General features: G+C 72.7%; 23 protein-coding genes and 1 riboswitch. Of the genes, 8 read left to right on the top strand and 15 right to left on the bottom strand.

Translation table 11 applies throughout. The annotated features are described in order from the left end of the window. Position 1: 1 nt before the first annotated feature. The 6 genes from ACF08N_RS04455 to ACF08N_RS04430 all read right to left on the bottom strand — a co-directional run bounded on the left by ACF08N_RS04455 (position 2) and on the right by ACF08N_RS04430 (position 5,447). Positions 2-595, bottom strand: a complete 594-nt coding sequence (locus tag ACF08N_RS04455) for a helix-turn-helix domain-containing protein (RefSeq protein ID WP_392323086.1) — start codon at positions 593-595, stop codon at positions 2-4. Between the two features lie 77 nt (positions 596-672). Then, positions 673-1,422 carry a PIG-L deacetylase family protein gene (locus ACF08N_RS04450; RefSeq protein WP_392323085.1) on the bottom strand — a complete coding sequence of 250 codons (750 nt, stop codon included), beginning with the start codon at positions 1,420-1,422 and terminating at the stop codon, positions 673-675. 44 nt (positions 1,423-1,466) lie between these two features. Then, positions 1,467-2,765 carry an alpha/beta fold hydrolase gene (locus tag ACF08N_RS04445; protein WP_392323084.1) on the bottom strand — a complete coding sequence of 433 codons (1,299 nt, stop codon included), beginning with the start codon at positions 2,763-2,765 and terminating at the stop codon, positions 1,467-1,469. 123 nt (positions 2,766-2,888) lie between these two features. After that, positions 2,889-4,358 (bottom strand): cellulase family glycosylhydrolase, encoded by a 1,470-nt coding sequence (locus ACF08N_RS04440; RefSeq protein WP_392323083.1) that lies wholly within the window; start codon positions 4,356-4,358, stop codon positions 2,889-2,891. A gap of 398 nt (positions 4,359-4,756) precedes the next feature. Then, positions 4,757-5,182, bottom strand: coding sequence for a DUF6256 family protein (locus ACF08N_RS04435; protein ID WP_392323082.1), 426 nt, complete (start codon positions 5,180-5,182; stop codon positions 4,757-4,759). 28 nt (positions 5,183-5,210) lie between these two features. Then, on the bottom strand, positions 5,211-5,447 hold the full coding sequence (locus ACF08N_RS04430) for a DUF6186 family protein (protein WP_392323081.1): 237 nt from the start codon (positions 5,445-5,447) through the stop codon (positions 5,211-5,213). A 428-nt stretch (positions 5,448-5,875) separates the two neighbouring features. On the opposite strand from ACF08N_RS04430, the gene ACF08N_RS04425 reads away from it, so the two are divergent. The 3 genes from ACF08N_RS04425 to ACF08N_RS04415 all read left to right on the top strand — a co-directional run bounded on the left by ACF08N_RS04425 (position 5,876) and on the right by ACF08N_RS04415 (position 8,422). Beyond that, positions 5,876-6,481 (top strand): ATP-binding cassette domain-containing protein, encoded by a 606-nt coding sequence (locus ACF08N_RS04425; protein ID WP_392323080.1) that lies wholly within the window; start codon positions 5,876-5,878, stop codon positions 6,479-6,481. Positions 6,482-6,565: 84 nt separating this feature from the next. Continuing rightward, a complete protein-coding gene (locus ACF08N_RS04420; RefSeq protein ID WP_392323079.1) occupies positions 6,566-7,537 on the top strand; it encodes an acetylxylan esterase in 972 nt (323 codons plus the stop codon). Between the two features lie 141 nt (positions 7,538-7,678). Next, positions 7,679-8,422, top strand: coding sequence for a cupin domain-containing protein (locus tag ACF08N_RS04415; protein ID WP_392323078.1), 744 nt, complete (start codon positions 7,679-7,681; stop codon positions 8,420-8,422). Between the two features lie 441 nt (positions 8,423-8,863). On the opposite strand, the gene ACF08N_RS04410 is transcribed toward ACF08N_RS04415, so the two are convergent. From ACF08N_RS04410 to ACF08N_RS04400, 3 genes are all read right to left on the bottom strand, one after another. Then, positions 8,864-9,709, bottom strand: a complete 846-nt coding sequence (locus tag ACF08N_RS04410; RefSeq protein WP_392323077.1) for a hypothetical protein — start codon at positions 9,707-9,709, stop codon at positions 8,864-8,866. A 45-nt stretch (positions 9,710-9,754) separates the two neighbouring features. Further along, a complete protein-coding gene (locus ACF08N_RS04405; RefSeq protein WP_392323076.1) occupies positions 9,755-10,246 on the bottom strand; it encodes a metallophosphoesterase family protein in 492 nt (163 codons plus the stop codon). Positions 10,247-10,374: 128 nt separating this feature from the next. Next, positions 10,375-11,148 carry a transglycosylase SLT domain-containing protein gene (locus tag ACF08N_RS04400; protein WP_392323075.1) on the bottom strand — a complete coding sequence of 258 codons (774 nt, stop codon included), beginning with the start codon at positions 11,146-11,148 and terminating at the stop codon, positions 10,375-10,377. A gap of 5 nt (positions 11,149-11,153) precedes the next feature. After that, a riboswitch (cyclic di-AMP (ydaO/yuaA leader) is annotated at positions 11,154-11,309 on the bottom strand. 460 nt (positions 11,310-11,769) lie between these two features. Between ACF08N_RS04400 and ACF08N_RS04395 the strand changes: the two genes are divergently transcribed. Further along, positions 11,770-12,951 (top strand): zinc-dependent alcohol dehydrogenase, encoded by a 1,182-nt coding sequence (locus ACF08N_RS04395; protein WP_392323074.1) that lies wholly within the window; start codon positions 11,770-11,772, stop codon positions 12,949-12,951. 254 nt (positions 12,952-13,205) lie between these two features. On the opposite strand, the gene ACF08N_RS04390 is transcribed toward ACF08N_RS04395, so the two are convergent. After that, positions 13,206-13,985: an Fpg/Nei family DNA glycosylase gene (locus ACF08N_RS04390; RefSeq protein WP_392323073.1), complete on the bottom strand. Its 780-nt coding sequence runs from the start codon at positions 13,983-13,985 to the stop codon at positions 13,206-13,208. Positions 13,986-14,213: 228 nt separating this feature from the next. Beyond that, positions 14,214-14,918 (bottom strand): helix-turn-helix domain-containing protein, encoded by a 705-nt coding sequence (locus ACF08N_RS04385; protein WP_392323072.1) that lies wholly within the window; start codon positions 14,916-14,918, stop codon positions 14,214-14,216. Between the two features lie 197 nt (positions 14,919-15,115). Between ACF08N_RS04385 and ACF08N_RS04380 the strand changes: the two genes are divergently transcribed. After that, entirely contained in the window at positions 15,116-15,739 is a 624-nt protein-coding gene (locus tag ACF08N_RS04380) for a CBS domain-containing protein (protein WP_392323071.1), read from the top strand. Positions 15,740-15,926: 187 nt separating this feature from the next. Here the strand turns inward: ACF08N_RS04380 and ACF08N_RS04375 are convergent, their stop codons facing one another. Both ACF08N_RS04375 and ACF08N_RS04370 read right to left on the bottom strand, forming a co-directional pair. After that, positions 15,927-18,341: a glycoside hydrolase family 65 protein gene (locus tag ACF08N_RS04375; protein WP_392323070.1), complete on the bottom strand. Its 2,415-nt coding sequence runs from the start codon at positions 18,339-18,341 to the stop codon at positions 15,927-15,929. Between the two features lie 2 nt (positions 18,342-18,343). Beyond that, positions 18,344-19,144, bottom strand: coding sequence for an HAD family hydrolase (locus tag ACF08N_RS04370; RefSeq protein ID WP_392323069.1), 801 nt, complete (start codon positions 19,142-19,144; stop codon positions 18,344-18,346). Between the two features lie 327 nt (positions 19,145-19,471). Between ACF08N_RS04370 and ACF08N_RS04365 the strand changes: the two genes are divergently transcribed. Continuing rightward, entirely contained in the window at positions 19,472-20,329 is an 858-nt protein-coding gene (locus tag ACF08N_RS04365) for a universal stress protein (RefSeq protein ID WP_392323068.1), read from the top strand. A gap of 113 nt (positions 20,330-20,442) precedes the next feature. Here ACF08N_RS04365 and ACF08N_RS04360 read toward each other — a convergent pair whose 3' ends face one another. Continuing rightward, on the bottom strand, positions 20,443-20,739 hold the full coding sequence (locus ACF08N_RS04360; protein WP_392323067.1) for a dsRBD fold-containing protein: 297 nt from the start codon (positions 20,737-20,739) through the stop codon (positions 20,443-20,445). 107 nt (positions 20,740-20,846) lie between these two features. Between ACF08N_RS04360 and ACF08N_RS04355 the strand changes: the two genes are divergently transcribed. Further along, the gene (locus ACF08N_RS04355; RefSeq protein WP_392323066.1) at positions 20,847-21,638 is read left to right on the top strand and encodes a transglutaminase domain-containing protein; all 792 of its coding nucleotides are present in this window, start codon (positions 20,847-20,849) and stop codon (positions 21,636-21,638) included. 78 nt (positions 21,639-21,716) lie between these two features. Continuing rightward, entirely contained in the window at positions 21,717-22,160 is a 444-nt protein-coding gene (locus tag ACF08N_RS04350; protein WP_392323065.1) for a hypothetical protein, read from the top strand. 38 nt (positions 22,161-22,198) lie between these two features. Here the strand turns inward: ACF08N_RS04350 and ACF08N_RS04345 are convergent, their stop codons facing one another. After that, positions 22,199-22,495, bottom strand: coding sequence for a DUF6296 family protein (locus ACF08N_RS04345; protein WP_392323064.1), 297 nt, complete (start codon positions 22,493-22,495; stop codon positions 22,199-22,201). Positions 22,496-22,650: the final 155 nt, after the last annotated feature.

Here is a 22,650-nt window from a genome sequence, read left to right as displayed (position 1 = left end):
CTCAGTCGCGCCGCGGCCTCGCGCGCACGTGCATCCGCTCCCCCTGCGGGCCGAAGAGGCTCAGGAACTCCACGGGCTTGTCGTCGGCCGCGCCGAACCAGTGCGGTACCCGGGTGTCGAACTCAGCCGCCTCCCCCGCGGCCAGCACCACGTCGTGGTCGCCGAGCAGCAGCCGGAGCCGGCCGGAGAGCACGTAGAGCCACTCGTAGCCGTCGTGCGTGCGCTGCTCACAGGGCTCCGCGCTCGGCTTGTGCACCACCTTGTACGCCTGGAGGCCACCCGGCCGGTTGGTGAGCGGATACATCGTCCGGTGTCCGCGGACGATCGGCTTGGACCGCACGCGCGGATCGCCCACGGGCGGGGCGCCGACCAGTTCGTCGAGCGGCACCTGGTGGGCGCGGGCGATGGGCAGCAGCAGCTCCAGGCTGGGCCTGCGCCCGCCCGACTCCAGCCGGGACAGGGTGCTCACCGAGATACCGGTCGCCTCGGACAGGCTGCCGAGCGTGGCGCCGCGCTCGCGCCGGATCCTGCGGAGCCTCGGCCCCACCTCGTTCAGTACGGCGTCGAGCCGTGCGTCGTCGTCCATGCGCTTCATTGCAGAAACAGCAAGGCCATTTGTCAAACCGGCCCCGGACCGCGCGGCGGTCCGGGGCCGTGTGCGGCACGGGCGCGTCAGCGTCGCGGGAACACCTCGAACGTGACGGCGGGGCGGCCGCCGAAGCGCGGCGCCGCGGCCTCGGCCATACCGGTGAGGAAGGTGCGGCAGTACTCCTCCGAGTCCTTGTCCGTCAGGCCCTCGATGTACAGGCGGTGCTCCAGCAGGGAGCGCACGGACCGCTCCAGGCCGGGCCCCGCCTCGACCGCGTGCGTCGGGTTGTTCGAGCCCGCCACGGCCACCCAGCGCACGCCGTCCCACGGTTCGAGGCCCTGCTCGGAGACGAGTTCGGGGAAGATCCAGCGGTTGCCCGCGTCGCCGGCGGCGTCCAGGGTCGCACGGCCCACGGCGCGGTGGTCGGGGGTGTTCCAGACCGTACCGCCCCAGGTGTCACGGTGGTTGAGGGTGATGACCAGCTCGGGGCGGTGGCGGCGGATGGCGGCCGCGATGTCACGCCGCAGCGCCGTCCCGTACTCGATGACGCCGTCCTCGTGGTCGAGGAACTCGACGGTGGAGACGCCCACGACCGCGGCGCTGGCGCGCTGCTCCTGCTCGCGCAGCGGTGCGCACTCGGCCGGGGCGAGGGAGTCGATGCCCGCCTCGCCCCGGGTCGCGAGGACGTAGACGACCTCGCGTCCCTCGTCGGTCCACCCGGCGATGGCGGCGGCGCAGCCGTATTCGAGGTCGTCGGGGTGGGCGACGACGGCCAGCGCGCGCTGCCAGTCGCCGGGCATCTCCTGGAGCTGTTCGGTCACATGATCGGTCATGGCCGCAGGATAAGGCCCCTGCCCACGGCGGACAGGACGGTTCGTCAGACCTCGTCACGGGCGAGGGCGAGCAGGCGGTCGAGGACCCTGGTGCCGCTCGCGCGGACGCCGTCGTGCTCGTACTCGTCGGTGACCCAGGTACGCAGTCCGCGGACGGCGCGGGCGGTGCGCAGCGAGTCGTCGGTGTCGACATACATGTCGTCGTGGTAGACCGCCGCGGCGACCGGGACCTCGTTGGCGGCAAGGCGTGCCGGATCGTAGAGCGCGGGCCAGTCGGTGCGGGCGGCGAGCAGTTCGGCGCACTCGCGCAGCGGGCGCAGCGCGGGGTCCGCCTCGAAGTGCCAGGGGTGGATGGTCTCGCCGGTGAACATCAGCGGACCGTCGCCCGCGAGCGCCGTCTTCGCGTCGAACTCCGGGAACTCGGCCCGTACGCGCTCGGCGGCCCAGTCGGTGGGCCGGCCGCCCTGGGCGTAGATCGCCTCGTGCAGCACGGCGTAGAGGGGGTTGGCGGCGAACGACAGGACGGGACGGACGGCTTCCTGGAAGGCGTCGGAGAGTTCGTGGCCCGACGCGGTGCGCACGAAGGCGTTCTCGAGCAGGTAGTGCAACTGGTGGCTGCCGTCCTGGCCGCCGAGGACGATACCGAGCGACTGGAACGCCTCGGGCGTGAGGGTGTAGCCGCCGGGCAGCACGGTGGGACGGTCCGCGAGGTGGGAGGCGATGCGCCGAGCCCGCTCGACGTCCTGCGGGTAGCGGGCGTAATGGGCCTCGACCTTGCGCCGGATGCGCGGATAGGCGGCCCGGTAGACGTCGTCGGCGTGCCCGTCGAGGGCGGGCAGACCGCCGGTGATCAGGGCGGTGTGCAGTCCTTCGGGGGCGGTCGAGAGGTAGTGGGTGGTGCAGAAGCCGCCGAAGCTCTGGCCGAGCACGGTCCAGGGCGCCCCGCCGGTGAGCCGCGGCCGGATGGTCTCGCAGTCGCGGACGATGGAGTCGGCGCGGAAGTGGGCGAGGTGCGCGGCCTGTTCCCGCGGCCCGCCGCGCTGCGCGAGCGTCTGGCGGCTCTGGGGCGTGGAGCGGCCGGTGCCGCGCTGGTCGAGGAGGAGTACGCGGTATTCCTTCACGGCGCGGGCGAGCCAGGCCTGTGCCCCGACGAAGCGTCGGGCGGCGTTGCCGGGCCCGCCCTCCAGGTACAGGAGCCAGGGCAGGTCGTCTCCGGTGCGGCCGGCACCGGTGACCTCGCGGCCGTAGAGCTCGATCTGCTCGCCGCCCGGGTCGTCGTGGTCGAGCGGGACGGTGAAGCGGTGGTCGGTGAGGACGACTCCCGGCTGCCGGTACCTGGTCAATGCTGCTCCTGTGTGTGCCCTGTTCCCTGTGGCGCCCCCGTCCGCCCAGTGGATCACAGCGGGCGGACGGGGACGCGGCAGGGGGTGTCCGGAGGCGGGGCCGGGAAGCCTCCGGGAACGGGATCAGCCGGTCGGGAAGTTGTCCGGAGTCCTGACGCGGTCACGGATCCAGACACCGGCGGGCTTCAGCGACGTGGTGCCGGTCCAGGGACCGTTGTTGTTGCAGGTGCCGGTCTTGAATACGGCTCCCGATCGCTGGTCGTCGGAGTAGTTCCAGTTGACCCAGCTGATCTTCTTGCTCGCCATCAGGTCGAGGTAGCGCTGGGACATGGTGAAGTCGTCGGCGCCTTCGCCGGCGTAGTCCTGGGTGCCGAACTCGGTGACGAACATGGGGAGTTTGTCGGCGGCACGGGACAGGGTGTTCAGGTACTCGTCCCGGTGCGAGGCCGCGTAGAAGTGGAAGGTGTACATGATGTTGGCCGCGTCGACCGGGTTGTTCACGACCTCGCTCTCGTTCGAGCCCTCGGAGACGCCGAGGGAGGACCAGGCGCGGGTGCCGACGAGGATCGGGGTGTCGGGGTCGTTCTGCCGGATGACCGGGATCAGCTGCTCGGCGTAGCTCTTGACCGTGGACCAGCTCACGCCGCTGGGCTCGTTGGCGATCTCGAACAGCAGGTTGTTCTTGCTGCGGTGGCGCTGGGCGATCTCGGTGAAGAACGTCTTGGCGCGGGCGAGGTTGTGGTTCGGGTCGCCCGGGCTGAGCATGTGCCAGTCGACGATCGCGTACATGCCGCGGGCCGTGGCCTGCTCGATGATCGAGTGGACCTTGTCGGTGAAGCCGCGCGGGTCTGTCTCGTAGCCGCCTTCCTGGATGTACATGGAGATGCGCAGGACGTCGGCGTTCCAGTCGGTCGCCAGCGCGTTCAGCGAACCGGTGGTGACGCACTGGCTGTACCACTGCAGGCCGTGGGTGCTCATGCCGCGCAGCTGGACGGGCTTTCCGTACTGGTTGCAGAGCTTGGTGCCGCAGACCTTCAGCTGACCGTTGACCGCGACGGGCGTGCCGGCAGTGGTCGGGGCGGCGTCGACGGCGAGGTGGTCGACGTTGGGACCGCCGTTGGCGGTGGTGGCGGTGGCCCTGATGGTGTTGGCACCGGCCTTCAGGTCTGCCGTGACGGTGACTGTCGACCAGGAGGACCAGGAGCCGGTTCCGTTGAAGGCGCGTTCGTCGGCGGAGAGGGTGCCGTTGACGGAGATGTCCATCGGGCGGTTGGTGGTGGTGCCGTTGGCGTAGCGCAGGGTCAGGGTGGCCCGGCCCGCCTGCGCGGCACTGACCGACCACTGGACGTAACTGCCGCTCGCGTTTTCGTAGTTGACGAATCCGGTGCCGGTGTAGCCGGCGTGGTTGGACTCGACGAGAGCGCGCGAGACGGTCGCGTTCTCGGCCTCGTGGGTGACGGCGGCGGCGGGGGCGAGGGCTTCGTGGGCGGGGGCCGCGGGTGCTGTGGCCTCCACGGCCAGGGCCAGGGTCAGGGCGGTGCCTATGACGCCGAGGGCGGTGAGCGGGCGTTTCCAGAGCCGTGCCGGTCTCATGGGGGGTCTCCGTTGGCTGGGCGGATGGGCCGGGACAGAACCGATGCATCGGGGCGCTGATTGGAAGGAAACTTTCCTAACCGAGAGAGATAGCAGGGGCGACCACCGCTCGGCAAGGGCCCGGACACGACGGACACGCCTGGAGCGGCCGTCCACGGCTCGGCGCCCGACACAGAGCCGGCGGTCCCCGGCTCCGGCCGGCGGAGGCCCGCACGGAGCCCGGCAACAGCGGCACGGGAGAGGGAGAACGCCCCACCCGTAAGCACCAAGGGCGCCGACCACGGGCACCGGGAAGCCGCGCTCCAGGCCTTCCTCGCCCCCCGCCGGCGAATGCTGCGTCGAGCGGGCCGGGCAGATCCTCGTGGCGACGACGCTCCGGTCCCCGCGTGAGGAACGGGTCACCGCTCTTCGCCGCCACGGATGTCCCGCGCCCCGTGCCGCTTGCGGCGCCGGCGTTCGACGAGCCACGAGGCGGCGGAGAACACCGGCAGGGCGACGCCCACCAGCACTGCCGAACCGGTGAACGCGCTGTTGAGGAAGCGGCCGCCCAGGCGTGCCACACCGTGGTAGTAGCCGACCACCACCGCCATGAGCAGCACGTATCCGCCGACGACCGTGCCGAGCACCTGGCGGATCAGACCGGACCAGCCGCGTCTCGCCGCGCCGGGGGCGAGTTGTCGCGCGAGTCGGCGCTCCGGCCGCCCGGTCGCCGTGCCGCGGCCGGGCGGCTGTCGGCGCAGGAGCCACAGGCCGAGGCCGAGGTACCCCATGACCAGCAGGTAGCCGGTCAGCATGAGCCCGATGTTCAGAGGGAGGGGCAGCACGGGAGCGACCCTGCGTCCGGCCGGGCCGTCACGGTGCGTCCCGGAGCAGGAAGTGCCAGCCGCGGACGAACGTGTGCCAGCCGAACCACAACCACAGCGCGAACAGCGCCCATCGCCCGACCGGGTAGCGCATCACCGCGCGCAGGGCATCGCTCAGGGTGGGGAAAGTGTCCCCAGTGCGCACGAGGGCCAGACCCTCCCAGGCGAACACGGCGCCGAACAGAATCGCCCAGACGAGATAGCCGATCACCGGATGCTCCCTCATCGCGACCTCCACACGCGCGTGCGCCGACCGCCGCCACGGGCTGCCGGGCCGTGCATCGGTCACGACGCTCGGGCGACCGGTGCGGTGCCCAGGTCCGACGGAACCGCGAACCGGCGTACCACCGGCGTCACTACGGGCGTGGGCGACGGCGGGCCGCGGCGATGCCGGTCCCGCCGGCCGCACAGAGACCGGCTGTTCGGCTTGTTCGCTCTGGTGCCTCCTCACGGCCCCTGCGGCCGCCTCTCGACCGTAGGAGAGGCGCGGTCGGGCGGCGCGCGGCGCTACGCCGAACGGCACAGCACCGCGGGGCACGACGCCGCGCTTCCGCGGGGGACGCCGAGCGCCGGCGGGGCGCAACGCGGGTCGGCCGGCGACACGGACAGTCCGGCGCGTGTGCAGCCCCGTCCCGGCGCTTCTACGGTGAGCCCATGATCCGGTTCGAGCACGTCGGCAAGGTGTACCCGGACGGCACGACCGCCGTGGACGATCTCTCCTGCGACGTCACCGAGGGCGAACTGGTCACCCTCGTCGGCCCGTCCGGCTGCGGGAAGACGACCACGACGATGATGGTCAACCGGCTCATCGAGCCCACCGCGGGCCGCATCCTCGTGGACGGTGCGGACATCGCCGCCGTCGACCCGGTGAAGCTCCGCCGCCGCATCGGCTACTCCGCGAAGGCTGCGGCCTCACGGCTGCGCGCCGAAGGCGCCCGCTGGGCCGTCGTCCTCGGCGGCGACGGCACCCTGCACGGATGGGTGTCGGACGACTCCCTGGCGATCGCGGGCGAGCAGGGCACGGTCGGTGACCTGACCCGCCGGATGGACGCCTGGGTGCCGGTCGGCGCGCCGTTGAAACAGGCGTTCAGCGAGATGCTTCCGCACGACGCCGGCTGGGTGGCGGTCCTCGACGGCACACGATTCCTCGGCGTACTGACGCCGGCGAAGCTCCATGAGGCGCTGCGCCGCTCGGTGGACGCGGACGCGCAGGGAGTGGCCCGCGACCAGGTGGAGTTCGACTCGGTCGCGGACGCGTGAGACCGCCCTGGGGAGCCGCGCTCTTGCCAGGCGGCGACCGAGCGTGCTGATCTGCTCCCTTCTCCCGTACCGAAGGCGGTGCCCATGGCCCTGTTCGATCTCCCGCTCGACGAGCTGCGCAGGTATCGAAGTGTCTCCGCCGCACCGGCGGACTTCGACGCGTTCTGGACGAAGACGCTGGCTGAGGCCCGCAGTCACGATCTCGGAGCGCGCTTCGAGCGCGTCAGCACCCGTCTGACGTCGGTCGAGGTCCACGACGTGACCTTCGCCGGCTTCGGCGGCCATCCGGTGAAGGGCTGGCTGGTGCTGCCCGCAGGGGCCGCCGAACCGGTTCCGGTGGTCGTGGAGTTCCTCGGCTACGGCGGCGGGCGCGGACTGCCCCACACCCATCTGCTGTGGGCGTCGGCGGGTTTCGCCCACTTCGTCATGGACACCCGCGGCCAGGGCAGCGGCTGGGCGAACGGCAGCACGCCCGACCCGGTGGGCAGTGCACCCGCCTACCCCGGCTTTCTCACCCGGGGCATCGAGGACCCGCACGAGTTCTACTACCGTCGGGTGTTCACCGACGCCGTGCGCGCCGTCGAGGCGGCGCGCTCCCATCCGCTGACGGACGCGTCCAGGACGGCGGCCGTCGGTGCGAGCCAGGGCGGCGGCATCGCGCTGGCCGTGGGCGGCCTGGTGCCGGATCTCGCGGCCGTCGCCCCGGACGTGCCGTTCCTGTGCGACTTCCCGCGCGCGACGACGCTCACCGACCGCGACCCCTACCGGGAGGTCGGCAACTACCTGCGGACCCACCGCGGCCGAAGCGAGCAGGCGGCGCGCACGCTCGCCTACTTCGACGGCGTCCACTTCGCGGCGCGCGGGCGGGCCCCGGCGCTCTTCTCGGCGGCTCTGGAGGACCAGACGTGCCCGCCCTCGACGGTGTTCGCCGCGTTCAACGCCTACGCCCACGAGGAGAAGCGCATCGAGGTGTACGACTTCAACGACCACGAAGGTGGCGGTCCCTTCCAGGAGGCGGTCCGGCTGGCGTGGCTGCCGGACGCGCTGATGCGGTGACCGCCGTCGGCGCGGCGGCACCGGCGCTCTTGACCGGGCTGGAGGGCGCGGCCTAGCGTGCGGTGGAAAGCGCTTGCTGAACGCCGCACGCACCGTCTCGCCGCGTGGTGAACACCGCCGCCCCGTCCCCAGGAGGCCGAGTTGAACCCTCCCGGTACAGCCACCGCGTACGACGGTCTCCCCGGCGGGATCGGCGTGTCCCGCCTGCGCGTGTACGACTGGCCGACGGCGGACGGGCTGCGGGGCGGAACGCCGCATCTGCACCTGACCTGTTCGGAGGGGTACGCCGTGACCGGAGGGCGCGGCGCGGTGCAGACTCTGACCGCCTCCGGGTTCGAGGAGACGCCGCTCGCCCCCGGCGCCCTGGTCTGGTTCACCCCCGGCACGATCCACCGGCTGGTCAACGACGGCGACCTGACCATCGTCGTCCTGATGCAGAACTGCGGGCTGCCGGAGGCCGGCGACGCGGTGCTCACCCTGCCGCCGCGCTACCTGGCCGACCCGGCCCTCTACCGGGAGACCGTGGCCCTGCCCGCGACCGGCTCCGAGGAACAGCTCGCCGGGGCCGCCCGACGCCGCCGTGACCTGGCGATCGAGGGCTTCACCGCGCTGCGGTCAGCGGCCGACGCCGGGGACGCCCGGCCGCTGGCCGCGTTCCACCGCGCGGCGGCCGCGCTGGTGCGCCCGCTCACGGAGCGCTGGCGTGAGCGGTGGCTGACGGGCGCCGCGGCCGCGTCGGCCGCCACCGGCGCGCAGCTCGCGCGTCTGGAAAGTGGTGACGCCGCGTACTTGGCGGACGCCACCGTACGGGCGGAACGGCCCACGGCCCACGGCCGTTTCGGCATGTGCGGCCGCCTGGACGTGTACGACGCACGACCCGCATGAGCGCGGCCGGCGGGGGCGGGGCCGGCGGAGTCGGCCGTACGCGCGGGCGTCCCGTGCCGCGGGCGTGTCCGGGAGGGCGCGCAGTCCGGTGAGGCTGTTGCGCGCACGAGCAGGGTGAGCGATTGAAGTGCTCTCCCGGCTGAAGCCGGGAGATTCCCTCCTACCTTGCGGTGGTGGGCTTGACGCGCTTCGCACGCCTGACGACTGCCCTGGTGTTGCCAGTCGATGGCCCGGCGCTTGGCTTTCGCGCGGAGTCCAGCGATCTGGTCATAGGTGGCCCGCAGCCGCCCGTGCGTTCTGCGGGTTTGCGGAAGGTCTTGCGGGCGCGGCGGTCCAGTTCCAGCGGCGCGCCGCGACGGCGAGGGGGACGCCCGGCGTCCCGCCCGCTGGGCTCGCCTGTTCGAGCAGGTACGGAGCGGACGGGCCGACGGGGCCGGACAGTCACTGGGCGGCGGGAGCGGACGGGGCGGCGAGGAAGCAGTGCAGTGAGGTCTTCATCGCCGCGACGAACGCCTCGCGGGTCGCGTCGTCGACCAGGTTCAGGGACAGGTACGGATTGAGGTCCTCGAGTTCGACGAGCAGCAGGCCGAAGTCACGGGTGCGGCAGGCGTCGACGCGCTGGATGCCGTGGTCGACCGTGTTCCAGGCGATGAAGCGCCGGGCGAAGTCGAGGTCGGCCGCGGTGGGTTCGTACGGCGCCAGGTCCCAGCGGCGGGCGGGGTCGGGGGCGTGGAGGGCGTACTGGAAGGCGTCGTCGACGAAGTAGAAGGAGACCTCGTAGAGGAAGTCGATGCGCGGTTGTATCAGCACGTCGCCACGCGCGAGCTGAGCGAGCCGGCCGCGGTCCGCGAAGTGGAGGCCGATGGAGTCGGCGCCTGCCTTGGGCTTGACCGCGTACTCGTCGGCGGCAGGGAGCAGGCCGAGGTCGTCGAGCCGGTCGACGGTGGGGATGACCGGGTAGCCGGCCTTCGTGAGGTCGAGCAGGTACTGCTTGCCGGCCATGTCGCCGCGGGCGGTCAGGGGGTTGTAGACCCGGGTGCCGCGCTCGGCCGCCCGCGCGCGGAAGGCGTCGTACGCGTCCTGGTAGTGCAGGACGGGCCCGCTGTTGCGGACCACGACGCCGTCGAAGCCGTCCATCAGTGCGGCCGCGTCCGCCGGATGGGCGAGGGCGATGGTGAACTCCTCACGCAGCCGCGAGGACAGGTGGATGTCCTCGTCGCAGTACCGCCGGCCCTTGGCCTGGTAGGCAAGGTCGGTGACGTACAGCAGGCGGGACCTGGCGGACACGGGGCGGCTCCTGTGATCGGTTGACCGCAAAACTACTCGGTCCGGTCACAGGCGGTGCAGCCGGACCTCGGTCAGCAGGCCGTCCGCCACCTGCGCGGTCATGTACGTGTGATGCGGCTGGCGCCTGCGGTCGGTCGGGGAGCCGGGGTTGAGGAGCCGCAGGCCGCCGGGGGCCGTGGTGTCCCAGGGGATGTGGCTGTGGCCGAAGACCAGCACGGCGAGGTCGGGGAAGCGGTCGGCGCACCGCTGCTCGCGCCCGCGGGACGGGCCGGTCTCGTGCACGACTCCGAACCGGAGGCCGCCGAGCTCCGCCCGGGCCACCTCCGGGAGCCGGGCGCGCAGTTCGGGGCCGTCGTTGTTGCCGTACACGGCGAGGAGGCGGGCGGAGCGTTCCTGGAGGAGGTCGAGGGTCGCGGTGTCGACCCAGTCGCCGGCGTGGATCACCACGTCGGCCTCCTCGACACGGGCCATCACCTCATCGGGCAGGCGGCGGGCACGGAGGGGCACATGGGTGTCGGAGATCAGCAGCAGTCGCATGCCTGCCACCTTCCCGCTGCGGCGCCCGGCGGGCACACGGCCGCGCCGGGCGCCGCACTGACGTGACGTCAGAATGGGCGCCCGGCGCGATTCCATCTGCAATCGAAGCCGCGAATTCGGGGCTACGGTCAGTACGGACCGTTCACATTGTCGATCGAGCCGTACCTGGCGGCGGCGTAGTTGCACGCGGCGGTGATGTTCGCGACCGGGTCGTAGCTGTCGAAGGGCGTGCCGGGCACGTGGTAGGCCCGGAAGGTGGGGTCGATCACCTGGAGAAGGCCCTTGGACGGCGTGCCGTTGACCGCGTTGATGTCCCAGTTGTTGATCGCCAGCGGATTTCCGGAGGACTCGCGCATGATGTTGCGGTGGATTCCCTCGTAGGTGCCGGGAATTCCGTGCTTGGCCATGACGTCGAGCGATTCCTTGATCCAGCCGTCGAGATCGTTGGAATACGCCTTGGCCTTGGCGGGCTTCGCGGCCGGGGTCTTCTTCGCCGGGGCGGTGCGGGCCTCGGAGCGGTCGGCGCGGCCGGTGTCCGCGGTGCGGTCCGCGGGCTTGGCCTTGGCGCCGATGGTCAGCTTCAGGCCGGGGCGGATCAGCGACGGGTCGGCGCCGATGTTCCGGCGGTTGTCGTTGTAGAGCTTCTTCCAGCCGCCGCTGACGGACTGCTCCTCGGCGATCTTGGCCAGGGAGTCACCCGCTACGACGGTGTACGTGGCGGGGGCCTTCTTCGCCGGGGCGGGCGCCGTGACGGCGGCCTTCGCGATCGCGGGCTGCGCGGCGGAGGCGGTGGTCGCGCCGATCACCGGCAGGGCGAGCGCGGCGCCGCCCGTGCCCGCGGCGACGAAGCCGCGGGTGAGTCGGCTGGACTTGGGACGGCGGTGCTTACCCTTTGCAGGCATGACGCATTTCCTCTCCGTCGCCTGCGAGGTGAGCTGTCGGGTTCGGGCTGGAGATGCCCGGTCGCATGGTCGGTGCGACTTCACCCCGAGCCGTTCCGGATTTCCGGATCGGCGGCTTACCTGGGTCCCCCGCTCCTGCCGAACGTGAGTGCGTGTGGTCGGATTCCGGACGGCGGCAGGATTCGGCGGTCCATCCGGATTGCGGTGACCGTAAGCGAGAGCGGCCCGACGGAACAAGCCCTGAATTCACAACCGCAATGCGGAACCGGGGAAAAGGGGCAGGAACGACCTTCCTCGCCTTCTGTCGGGAACTCAACTTTCCCTCCGCACAAGGAGGGTGCGGACGCGCTCGCCGCTGTCGTGGTTCCACCGCGTGACCGATGTCACGGAACCGAGAACAAGAAAGACGAGTCGCCCGAGTCGCACGTAAACGGACATTAAGGAATGGAGGAGGGCGGCCCCGGAGAGGAAAAGCTCACAACTCATCGGGTGCTAATAGTCCGTTTTATTCTTTATGTAATGGCATCGTCCGCTTCGGGTACTCGTCCGCGGTGGCCGGGGGCGCGGCTCTCCGCCCGTACGCGGTCGCCCGCCGCCACCGACATCACGCGGGAGGACACGATGCGCGCACTGACATGGCAGGGCCGGCGAGACGTCCGGATCGAGACCGTCCCCGATCCCCGCATCACCGAGCCGAAGGATGTGATCGTCCGGGTGACGTCCACCGGCATCTGCGGTTCTGATCTGCACCTGTACGAGGTACTGGGCCCCTATCTCGATCCCGGCGACATCCTCGGCCACGAGCCCATGGGCATCGTCGAGGAGACCGGACCGGAGGTGACCGCTCTCTCGGCCGGCGACCGCGTCGTCGTCCCGTTCAACGTCTCGTGCGGCGAGTGCTTCATGTGCGACCAGGGACTCCACTCGCAGTGCGAGACGACCCAGGTACGGGACCGGGGCACCGGAGCGTCGCTGTTCGGCTACACGAAGCTGTACGGACAGGTGCCCGGCGGACAGGCCGAGTACCTGCGGGTGCCCTTCGGCGACACGCTGCCGGTCAAGGTGCCCGAGGGACCGCCCGACGAGCGCTTCGTCTACCTCTCGGACGTGCTGCCGACGGCCTGGCAGGCCGTGGAGTACGCAGACGTCCCGCCCGGCGGCTCGCTGACCGTCCTGGGCCTCGGGCCGATCGGCGACATGGCGTGCCGCGTCGCACTGCACCGGGGCGCCGGACTCGTCATCGGCGTCGACCTCGTCCCCGCGCGCCTGGTCCGGGCGCAGGCGCGGGGAGTGACGGTCCTCGACCTGCGCGAGCACGACGAGGTCGCCGACGCGGTCCGCGACCTGACGAACGGCCGCGGCTCGGACGCGGTGATCGACGCCGTGGGCATGGAGGCCCACGGCGCCCCGGTCGCCAAGGCGGGACAGTGGGCGACCGGCCTGCTGCCAGGGCGCGTGGCCCGGCGCGTCATGGAGCATGTCGGCGTGGACCGGCTGGAGGCGTTCTACACGGCCATCGACGCGGTACGGCGCGGCGGCACGATCTCGCTGGCCGGGGTCTACGGCGGCATGGCGGATCCCGTGCCGATGCTCACCCTGTTCGACAAGCAGATCCAGCTCCGCATGGGGCAGGCCAACGTCCGGCGGTGGGTGGACGACATCCTTCCGCTGCTGACGGACGCCGATCCGCTCGGCGTCGAGGGCTTCGCCACGCACACCATGCCGCTGGAGAAGGGACCCGAGGCGTACGCGACCTTCCAGGCCAAGGGTGATGGCATGGTCAAGACGCTGCTGAAGCCGTAGCGCCCGGAGGTGCGCAGCGCGCTGCGGCCGCGGCGCGCCCCGGCCGTCCGCGGCGCGGCGGAGCCGGAGCGCCCTCGCCGTCCGCGGCGCGCTGAACCCGTAGCGCCCGGCTGTCCGCGGCGCGCGGGAGCCGCAGCACCGTCGCTGTTGCCGGCGCGCGCTGAAGCTTCAGCCCCCTCGCTGCCCGCAGCGCGCTGCGCCGTAGCCCACCAGCGGTGCGGCGCCCCCAAGCCGCAGGTACTCGCGGCGCCCGGTCAGGTTTGGCAGGTGGGGCACCACATCGAGCGGCGTCCGCCCGTGCGGTCCGCGCGCAGCGGTCCGCGGCAGCGCGGGCACACCGGGTCCCGGTCGTCCCGGCGCCCGGTGAGCCAGGTCCGCCGGGGCGGTACGCGCGCGGTCGGCACGGCCGAGCGCAGGACCCGGCCCATCGCCGCATGGATCCGGCGCAGTTCGGCCTCGTCGAGGTCACGCGCGGGCCGCCCGGGCGCCACCCGGGCGCGCCAGAGGATCTCGTCGGTGAGCAGGTTGCCCAGGCCGGCGAGCACCGACTGGTCCATCAGCACGTTCTTGACGGCGCCCCGCCGCCCGGCGACGCGTTCCAGGAAGGTGTCCCTCGGCAGGCCGAGCGCGTCGGGGCCCAGATCACCGAGTACATGCTCGACGGCCTCGTCGCTGCCGGCCAGGTGGACGCCCTGGAGCTTGCGCTGGTCGCGGTAGTGCAGCCTGCGGTCGTCGTCGAGAGTGAGCACGAGGCGGTCGTGGTCCGCCACGGGGTCGCCGGGCGCGGCGCACAGCAGCAGCCCGGTCATGCCGAAGTGCCAGACGACGCGGGGCCCGTCGGTGGGGGCGACGAGCCACTTGCCGTGCCTCCAGGGCTCCTCCAGACGCCGCCCCTCGAGTTCCTTCCGCAGCCGCCGCACGGTCACCCCGCGCAGCACGCCCGGGTCGCGCACGTCGACCCTGCTGATCCGGCGGCCCGTGCCGCAGGAGCGCAGTACCTCCCGGAACCCCTCGACATCCGGCAGCTCGGGCATGTCCTTCTCCCTCGTCGGCCGTCCCCCGGGTACCCCGCGGCGCACCAGCGATACGTCCGCGGGTGAACGACGCCCGCGCGGGTGGCCGCGTACCGGAACTGCCCCGGAGGAGAGGGCCGTGCGCTCGTCCTCGGGGACCTGGGCCGCGACGACCGGCCGGACTGCTCGCCACCCAGGGGCCGGTGCAGACGGTCGTGCTGGGGCTGCTGACCCGAGGGCCGGTCCGCGTCAGCGAATGTCCCACGGTGCCTGCGCACCGCGCACGAGGATGCGGCGGCCGGTGATCCGGTCCGGGGCGAGGACGATCCACAGGTCCCGCTCGCCACCTGCCCACGGCGCGCTGTACGCCTGCCGTTCCAGCTCCCGCACGGCGTCCTGGTCCGTGACCGACCGTGCCGCGCCGACGATCAGGACGCTCCAGCCGCGGCTGAACGCCTCGTCGATGTGATCCACCTCGAAAGCGATCTCCTGGCCCGCCGCCTGCCCGGGCAGCGCCTCCGGGGAGGTGCGGAACGCCACCTCCCCTTCGGCGACCACGTAGTTGACCGGGAGAATGGCGGGCCCGTCCCGGCCCGCGACGGCGATACGTCCCACTCCGTGCGTGCCGAGCAGTGCCCAGCACTCGTCCTCGGCCAGCTCCACCAGTTCGGGGCGGTGCGCGGCCCGCCCCGAACCGGGCGGCGCGTCCACGTCGGCTCCGGTCAGCGCGGTGACGGTGGTCTCCAGAGCGTCGGCCAACCGCAGCAGGAACCCCATGCCCGGGGTCGCGGTCTGCTCCTCCAGGTACTCGATGTACCCGGGCGCGGATCCGGCGCGCAGCGCGACGTCCTCGCGGGACAGCCCGAGCTGCTGCCGGCGGGCGGCCACCCGGCGGCCGATGTCGCCCCTGGAGGACCTCGGGGCGGGGGCTCCCGTCTGCGGCTTCTCGGGCATGGTGGGCACCTTCCCAGGTCGGTGTTCCGGGTGCGGCTCGGGCCTCGCGCCCACGTTAGCCAGGGGCCCCGGGGGCCGCACGGTGGCAGGAGCCCCCGGGGGCCCCGCCGCGACCGGGGCGGGTGCCTCGGAAATACTGGGGACGACGAGCTGTCCCCAGGTGGAGGTGGAGCCATGACGCCGAGGACCGGTGCACGATGAGACACCGCTCCGTCGCCGACCTGATGACGCCCGAGGCGGTGTGCGTCCAGCGCGGCACCACCTTCAAGGAGATCGCGCGGCTGCTCGACGAGTTCGGCATCACGGCCGTGCCGGTGATAGACGACGACGGGCGGCCCGTCGGCGTCGTGTCCGAGGCCGACCTGCTGCGCCGGCACACCAGCGGGACCGGCTCCGGCACGAGCGGGAACGGCGACACGGCCGAGGGGCTGATGACGAGCCCCGCCGTGGTCGCGCGGCCGGAGTGGAGCGCGGTGGCCGCGGCCAGGGTGATGGAGGACCGGCACATCAAGCGGCTGCCGGTGGTGGACGGCTCCGGGCGGCTGATCGGCGTGGTGAGCCGCAGCGACCTCCTCCAGCTGTTCCTGCGGCGGGACCGCGCCATTCAGGAGGAGATCGTGGAGGACGTCCTCGGCGGCACGCTGGGCGTGTCGCCCGCGGCGGTCACCGTCCAGGTCGACGAGGGCCGGGTGACGCTCAGCGGGACGCTGGAGCGCAGGAGCCTCGTGCGGGTGGTGGTACGCCTGTGCCAGAGCGTCGACGGAGTCGTGGACGTGGTGGACCGCCTCGCGTACGCGCAGGACGACACGGCCCACGCCTGAGCCGGCCCCGGCGGACGGAACGGCCTAGGGGGTGTCTTGTCGATCAGGCCGGATCAGCGAGCGGCGTCTGGTGCCGTGCATCGCAAGGCGGAGGAGGGAGGCGACGCGGAGCGTCGGCGACCGACGACAACGCGGCGAGGCGCGGTGCCAGACGCCGGGAGCCCGGCAAGATCGGCGAGACACCCCCCTAGTCGACGGGGAACGGCAGCACGCACGAGGTACCCGGTTCCACCGACACCGCGCTGTCCGTGAGGCGCACCTCGATCGGGGACGCGTCCGAGTCGGGCACCCCGATCTCCAGCTCGCCCGGCCGCATGCGCACCCGCACGCCCCAGTGCCCGTGGTAGCGGACGGAGAACCCGTAGTCGGGGAGTTCGGGCGAGTGGACCGGGTCGAACCGCAGCGCCCCGCCCCGGGTCTCCATCCCCGTCAGGCCGCGCTGCACGAGGTCGAGCGTGCCGGCCATGGCGCCCAGGTGCACGCCCTCCTCCGTGGTGCCGCCCTGCAGATCGGCGATGTCGCCCTCCAGCGCCTCACGGCAGTACTCCCAGGCGTCCTTCCGGCGCACGCGGGCCAGCACCCAGCCGTGGACCAGTCCGCTCAGCGTCGAGCCGTGACTGGTGCGCCCCAGGTAGTAGTCCACGGTCCGGTGCCAGGCCTCGTCGTCGAGTTCGTAGCCCAGGCGCCGGAAGATGCCGCGCAGCTCGGCGGACGAGAACAGGTAGCCGAGCATCAGCACGTCGGCCTGCTTGGACGCCTTGTAGCGGTTCACGGTGTCGCCCTCGGCCTCCAGGACGCGGTCGAGGCGGCGGATGTCGCCGTGGCGGCCGCGCAGCCCGGCCCAGTCGAGTTCCGCCAGTTCGCCGTAGCCGTGGAACTGGCTGATGACGCCGTCGTGGAAGGGCACGTACAGCCGCCGCGAGACCTCTTCCCAGTGCTCCAGTTCCGTGTCGTCGAGCAGGATGCGATCGCTCAGTTCGCGCAGGCGCGGCGAGGGCAGTTCACGCAGGACGTCGAGTGCCCGGGTGAGCACCCAGGCGGCGGTGACATTGGTGTACGCGTTGTCGTCGAGTCCCGGCAGCTTCGCTCCGGGGTACGCGTCGTGGTACTCGTCGGGTCCGACGACACCGCGGATGCGGTAGCGCTCCATGTCCTCGTCGTAGGAGGCGTAGTCGGCCCAGAAGCGGGCGATCTGCGTCAGCATCTCCGCGCCCTTGGTGTGCAGGAACTCCGCGTCGCCGCTCGCCTCGCAGTACTGCCAGACGTTGTACGCGATGGCCGATCCGACATGGTGCTGGAGCCGGGAGTGGTCGGGCAGCCAGCGCCCCGAGCGCGGGTTGAGGTGCAGTTCCTGCGTCTCCTCGCGGCCGTCGCTGCCGCTCTGCCACGGGTACATGGCCCCGGTGTACCCGGCATCGCGGGCCAGCCGCAGGGCCTGCTCCAGGCGGCGGTAGCGGTACATGAGCAGGGCCCGGGAGACCTCGGGGAAGTGCAGGTTCAGATAGGGCAGGACGAACAGCTCGTCCCAGAAGATGTGCCCGCGGTACGCCTCGCCGTGCAGCCCGCGGGCCGGTACGCCGACGTCGAGGTCGGCGGTGTTCGGCGACAGCGTCTGCAGGACGTGGAAGAGGTGCAGGCGCAGGATGCGGCCGGCCTCCCCCGGCACGTCCAGCTCACCCCTCCCCCACAGCTGCCGCCAGGCGGTGCGGTGGGACTCCAGGAGGGCGTCGAAGGCGGGGGCGCGGTCGACGCGGTCGACGGCGGCGTGCAGGGGGTCGCTGATCGCCGCGTCCCGGGAGGTGTGCAGCGCGACGGTCTTGTCGACGGTGCGGGTACGGCCGTCCGCGAGGGACAGCCGCACCAGCTGTACGGCACGCAGCGGTTCATGGGCCGTACGCAGCCGCTCCGTGTCCGTGCGCCGCGGGTCCTCGGGCTCGTCGGCGGTGGTGCGGGCCGCCATGCCGACGCGGATGTCGGAGGCGGTGGTACGGCACCGCAGCCACATCACGTCTCGCTCGGCTTCCCCCGCGTTGACGTGGACGAGGTGGCTGCCGTTGAGCTGGCGGTAGCGGGCCACGCCGCTGTTGGTGACGGACCCGTCGAGCGCGGCCTCGATCTCGATGTCCCCGGACCAGCCCTCCGCGGTGAACTGGGTGCGCAGCACGGCGAGATGGGGGTCTCCCATGTGGACGAACCGCAGCTGGCGCACCGCCAGTACGCGCCCGTCGCCCGCCGCGTACCGCAGGATGCGTTCCAGCGTCCCGGCGTGCAGGTCGAGTCGCTGGCGGTGTTCGCGCAGGGCCGTGCTGTCGGGGTGGAACCAGGGGGCGTCGCCGCTCGGGCTGTGCATACGGAAACGCAGCGGCAGCCAGTTCGGCAGGTTGACCATGTCCTCGTTGAGGACCTGACGGCCGGCAACGGTGGAGGTCAGCCGGTTGTAGCAGCCGGCCGCGTAGGTGCCGGGGTAGTGCACGGCGTCCGCGACGCATTCGGGGGCGGTGCCGCGGGTGGCGAAGTAGCCGTTGCCGAGCGTGCACAGGGCTTCCCGCAGGCGCTCGCGGCCGGCGGCGTAGCCCTCGTACGTCCAGATCCACTCGGGCATCGTCAGTCCTCGGGGGCGTCGGGAAGCAGTTCGGCGAGGTCGCGGACGACGAGGTCGGCGCCGTGTTCGCGCAGCGCGGCCCCCGTTCCGGGGCCGGCGGTGCGGTCGACACCGACGACCAGGGCGAAGCCGCCGCGCCGGCCCGCCGCCACACCGGCGAGCGCGTCCTCGACGACGGCACACCGGCCGGGCGGCACGCCGAGCCTGCGCGCCGCCTCCAGGAAGAGCGCGGGGTCCGGTTTGCCCGTCAGCCGCAGGCGGGCCGCCTCGTGTCCGTCGACCAGGGCGTCGAAGAACGGCAGGACGCCTGCGTGGGTGAGCAGTTCGCGGGCGTGGCGGGACGCGGACACGGCGGCGAGCGGCACGGACCGCGAGTGCAGCTCCTTCAGGAGGCGTACGGTCCCCGGATAGGCGTCGACGCCCTGCTGCCGCAGCCGTTCGGTGAACAGCCGCTCCTTGTAGGCGGCGACGGCGCACACGGTGCCGGTGCCCGGCGGGTCGTCGGCGCTGCCCCGCGGCAGGCGCAGGCCGCGGGAGTCGAGGAAGGCGGCGGCCCCGTCCAGGCGGGACCTGCCGTCGACATGGCGCAGATAGTCGTCCCGGGCGTCGAAGGGGCGGCGCTCGCGGGGGTCGTCCGGCGGATGGTCCCTCAGGCAGGCGTCGAAGGCGGTCTTCCAGGCGGCCGCGTGGACGCGTGCGGAGTCGGTGATGACGCCGTCGGTGTCGAGGACGACGGCCTCGGCGTCCCGCCAGGCCGGACTGATGCCGGGGCCCGGCCGGGCGGCGCCCTTGTCCGCGGTCATGACGGCCCTCCCTGTCCTGCGCCCGGCGCACCGGTACGTGCGGCGGGCCCGTCCTGGCCGCGACGCGGGGTGGCCGCGGCGGTGAGGACGGCCGGGTACCCCGTCGGGCGCCCGCCGAACGGTGTTTCCCCGGCCGTGCGTCCCGGCGGCGCGGCGGGCGGCCGGATGCGCACGGGCACGGGCGGGCCCGGGCGCATGTACGCGACCGGCGGCCGGCGAGGGCGCATGTACGCGGGCGCGAGCGGGCACCAGCCGGAATGCCGCCGGGCGCGCCGGAGCGGGACGCTGGAAGGTGGCCGCAGGAGCGATCCGAAGGAGGAAGCCACCATGACCCGGCATGTGACCGTCGGCCTGGACAACTCGCCCGAGAGCCTCGCGGCGGCCCACTGGGCGGCCCGGGACGCAGGGCTGCGCGGTGCGGACCTGCTCCTGGTGCATGTGGAGGAGTGGCCGCTTCCGGTGGCCGTGGCCATGCCCACGGTCACCCGCGACGACCACCGGACCTGGGCGGACAGGCTGCTGGAGAGCGCCGCCGGGGAACTGCGCGCCACCCACGCCGGCCTGCGGATCTCCACGCGCCGGGTGTCGGGGCGGCCCCCCGCCGCACTTGCCGTCGAGGCGGACGACGCGGAGCTGCTGGTCCTCGGCTCGCGGGGACTCGGCACGGTGATGGGCGCGCTCATGGGCTCCGTGGGCCTGGCGACCATCGGAGCCACGCGGACGCCGGTCGTCGTCGTACGGGCCGAGGGCAACGTCGGCGGACACGCCCCGGACAAGGACGTTGTCGTCGGGGTGGATCTCCACCGGCCGGCCGATCCGGTGCTCGCCTTCGCCTTCGACGAGGCCGCGCGGCGCGGGTGCCTCCTGAGGGCCGTCCACGCGTGGAAGCTGCCGCTGGTCCTCGGCCACGCGGCCGACGCCCGGGCCGAGGGCGGGCGCGAGGCGGCCGCGGCCCTCGGCGCCGCGCTGGAGCCGTGGCGCCGGGAGCATCCCTCGGTGGAGGTGGTGGAACGGTCCGTGATGGGCTCCGGTGCGCAGGTGCTGGTCGACGAGGCCGCCGACGCGGGACTGGTCGTGGTCGGACGCCACGTGCGCCACGCGCCACTGGTGCCGCACATCGGTCATGTCGCGCATGCCACGATGCACCACTGCCGGGCGCCGGTGGCGGTCGTCGCCCACGACTGACGGGGCACGGGGCGCGGGGCGCGGGTCCCGTCCGGGCACCCGGGGGCGAGCGGACCCACGGGGACACCCGGTGCGGCCACACCCGTCCAGGCACCCGGCGCGGGCCGTCGCGCTCATGGAGTCGTGTAGGGCCAGCCGTATCCCTCGCCGGGCGGGGTGCCGTTGCCGGCGCCGACCGCTTCGAGGTCATGGTCCGCCGCCTTCATCAGCTGCCGTGTGAGGCTGTGCAGCGCGCGGGCGGCCGCGAGCTCGTCGCCGATCTCGGGTACGTCCACGTCCTGCGGGTTGCGGTGGGCCGTGCCGTGCCCGGTGATCGTGGTGGTGCCGGTGTCCAGCACCGCCCGAGCTCTGGTCGTACCGTCCTCCTCGACGAGGACGATCCCGACCTTCCACTCCAGCGTCCTTGTCATGGCGCACTCTCCCGGCCTGTCGGGGATCCTGCTACCAGCATCCGTCCCGGCCCGCTCTTCGGCGACCGGCTGCGGGGCCCGGGGCGGCGGGGGGCACAATGGCCGCCATGACGAGTTCGATACTGCGGCCGCGGAACCGGCTCCGCACTGCCACGCCCGACGGGAGGACCGCGGACGGGAGCACGGAGCCGACGCGGATCCTGGACTGGCGCCATCCGCGGGTCGGCGAACTGCTCGGCAGCCTCGGCGCCGCGCCGGGTCGGGACGCGTCCGTCGGCCGGCGGCTGGAGGCCCTGCGCCGGGCGCACCGCAGGATCGCCGCGACCGTGCGGCCCGTCTACTCCGTGCAGGACGAACGCCCCGTGTCGGAGGTGCTGCGGCGCGGCCGCGGGTCGTGCAGCCAGCGCCTCGCGGTCCTCGAGTCCGTGGCGCGGGCCGGCGGTGTCGCCACCCGGGTCCGCGGCCTGGTGGTGGACGGGACGCTGTGGTACCCGCGCTTCCCGCGGATGCGCCGGCTGGTCCCGGACGAGGTGCTGCTGGCGTGGCCCGAGTTCCGACTGGGGTCGGCCGACGATGCGGACGGCGGGTGGGTCACCGTCTCCGAACTCTTCGGCGGACTCGAGGAGTTGAGCGGCCGCCCCGGCGGCGGCTTCACGAACGCGGGCCCGGAGACCCTGTTCGAGGCCCTGTCCCGTACGGCGATCGACTGGGACGGGCGCACGGGCTGCGCCGCGGACGCCTCGTCCTGCGACCTGTCCGGCCATGTGGTCACGGACCTGGGCCGTTTCGACTCGCGCGATGCTCTCTTCGCCCTTCACGGCCAGACGCTGTGCCGCACGGCACGCCTGGTGGCCGAGCCGGTGATGGGCCGCCGTTCGGCGGGTTCATCGGCACGCTGACGGGCGGGCGCTCCCAGCCGTCGGCGTCGGCGCCGTAAACGACTTGCCCTCGGCGCCCGCGGACGATGACATGCGGCCATGAGCAGAATGGCGCAGATCATCGTGCTGGCGCGGTACGAGGACGAGGTGATGGAGCCGCTGACGCGGTACGACGAGGCGCGCACCTGGCGCGGCCGGTTCGAGCAGATACCCGACTGGTTCGTCGGCGGCTGGTACATCGAGTTCTCCCGGTGGGAGCAGCGCTCCGGAGTACTCAGGGACCTGGAGTCGCTGCCGTGGAACAACCCGGAGTGCGTGCAGGTCATGCTGCACGACGAGGACGACGACTGCTTCGGCCTGTGGATGTTCCGGGACGGCGCGCTGGTGGAGGTGGCGATCCCGGGCACTCGGCGCATTCACACGCCTCCCCCGTCGTGGCGTGCGGACAGCCCGGATCCCGGTGTCCTGCTCCGGACCGGCCAGGGCGGAATCCCGCCCGAGCACTCGCCGGAGCACGCACGGGATCCGCGTCTGTCCTGGTAAGCCGGTGGTGCGCTGCGGTTCGCCGTGGACCCGCTCCGTCAGGCAGCCGCCGGCTGACCCGTGCGGCCGCCCTGTGGGGCCTCCGGCGGAGGGCCTGCCCGGTCCGGGGCCGGGACGCGCGCCAGGACGGGGAAGTGGTAGGTCTGGTGTCCGCCGCTGGCCAGCATCCTCACCTCGCCCCGGTCGCTGATCTCCGCGCGCACGATGCCGGTGTCGTCCTCGTACACGGGGTAGCCGCCCGCGCCCGCCCTCTCGGTGCGGCGGACCACGACGACGTCGTCCTCCACAGCAGGGGCCTGGAATACGAGCTCATAGGTATCAGGACTGTTGTTCATGGATGCCACCGCCTTCTTCCATCGTGGCCCGTGCGGCTGCCCGGCGCCTCCCGGGACGGCGGATCCGCGGCGGCCCCGGTGATGACCTGCCGCTCCGCATGCATGTCGTCCAGAAACGGGGTACCCGCAGGGTGAGATTTCACTCGGCCGCGGTC

The sequence above is a fragment of the Streptomyces sp. NPDC015127 genome, assembly GCF_043080095.1.
GTDB lineage: Bacteria > Actinomycetota > Actinomycetes > Streptomycetales > Streptomycetaceae > Streptomyces.
This window is presented reverse-complemented; position numbering and strand designations above follow the sequence as displayed.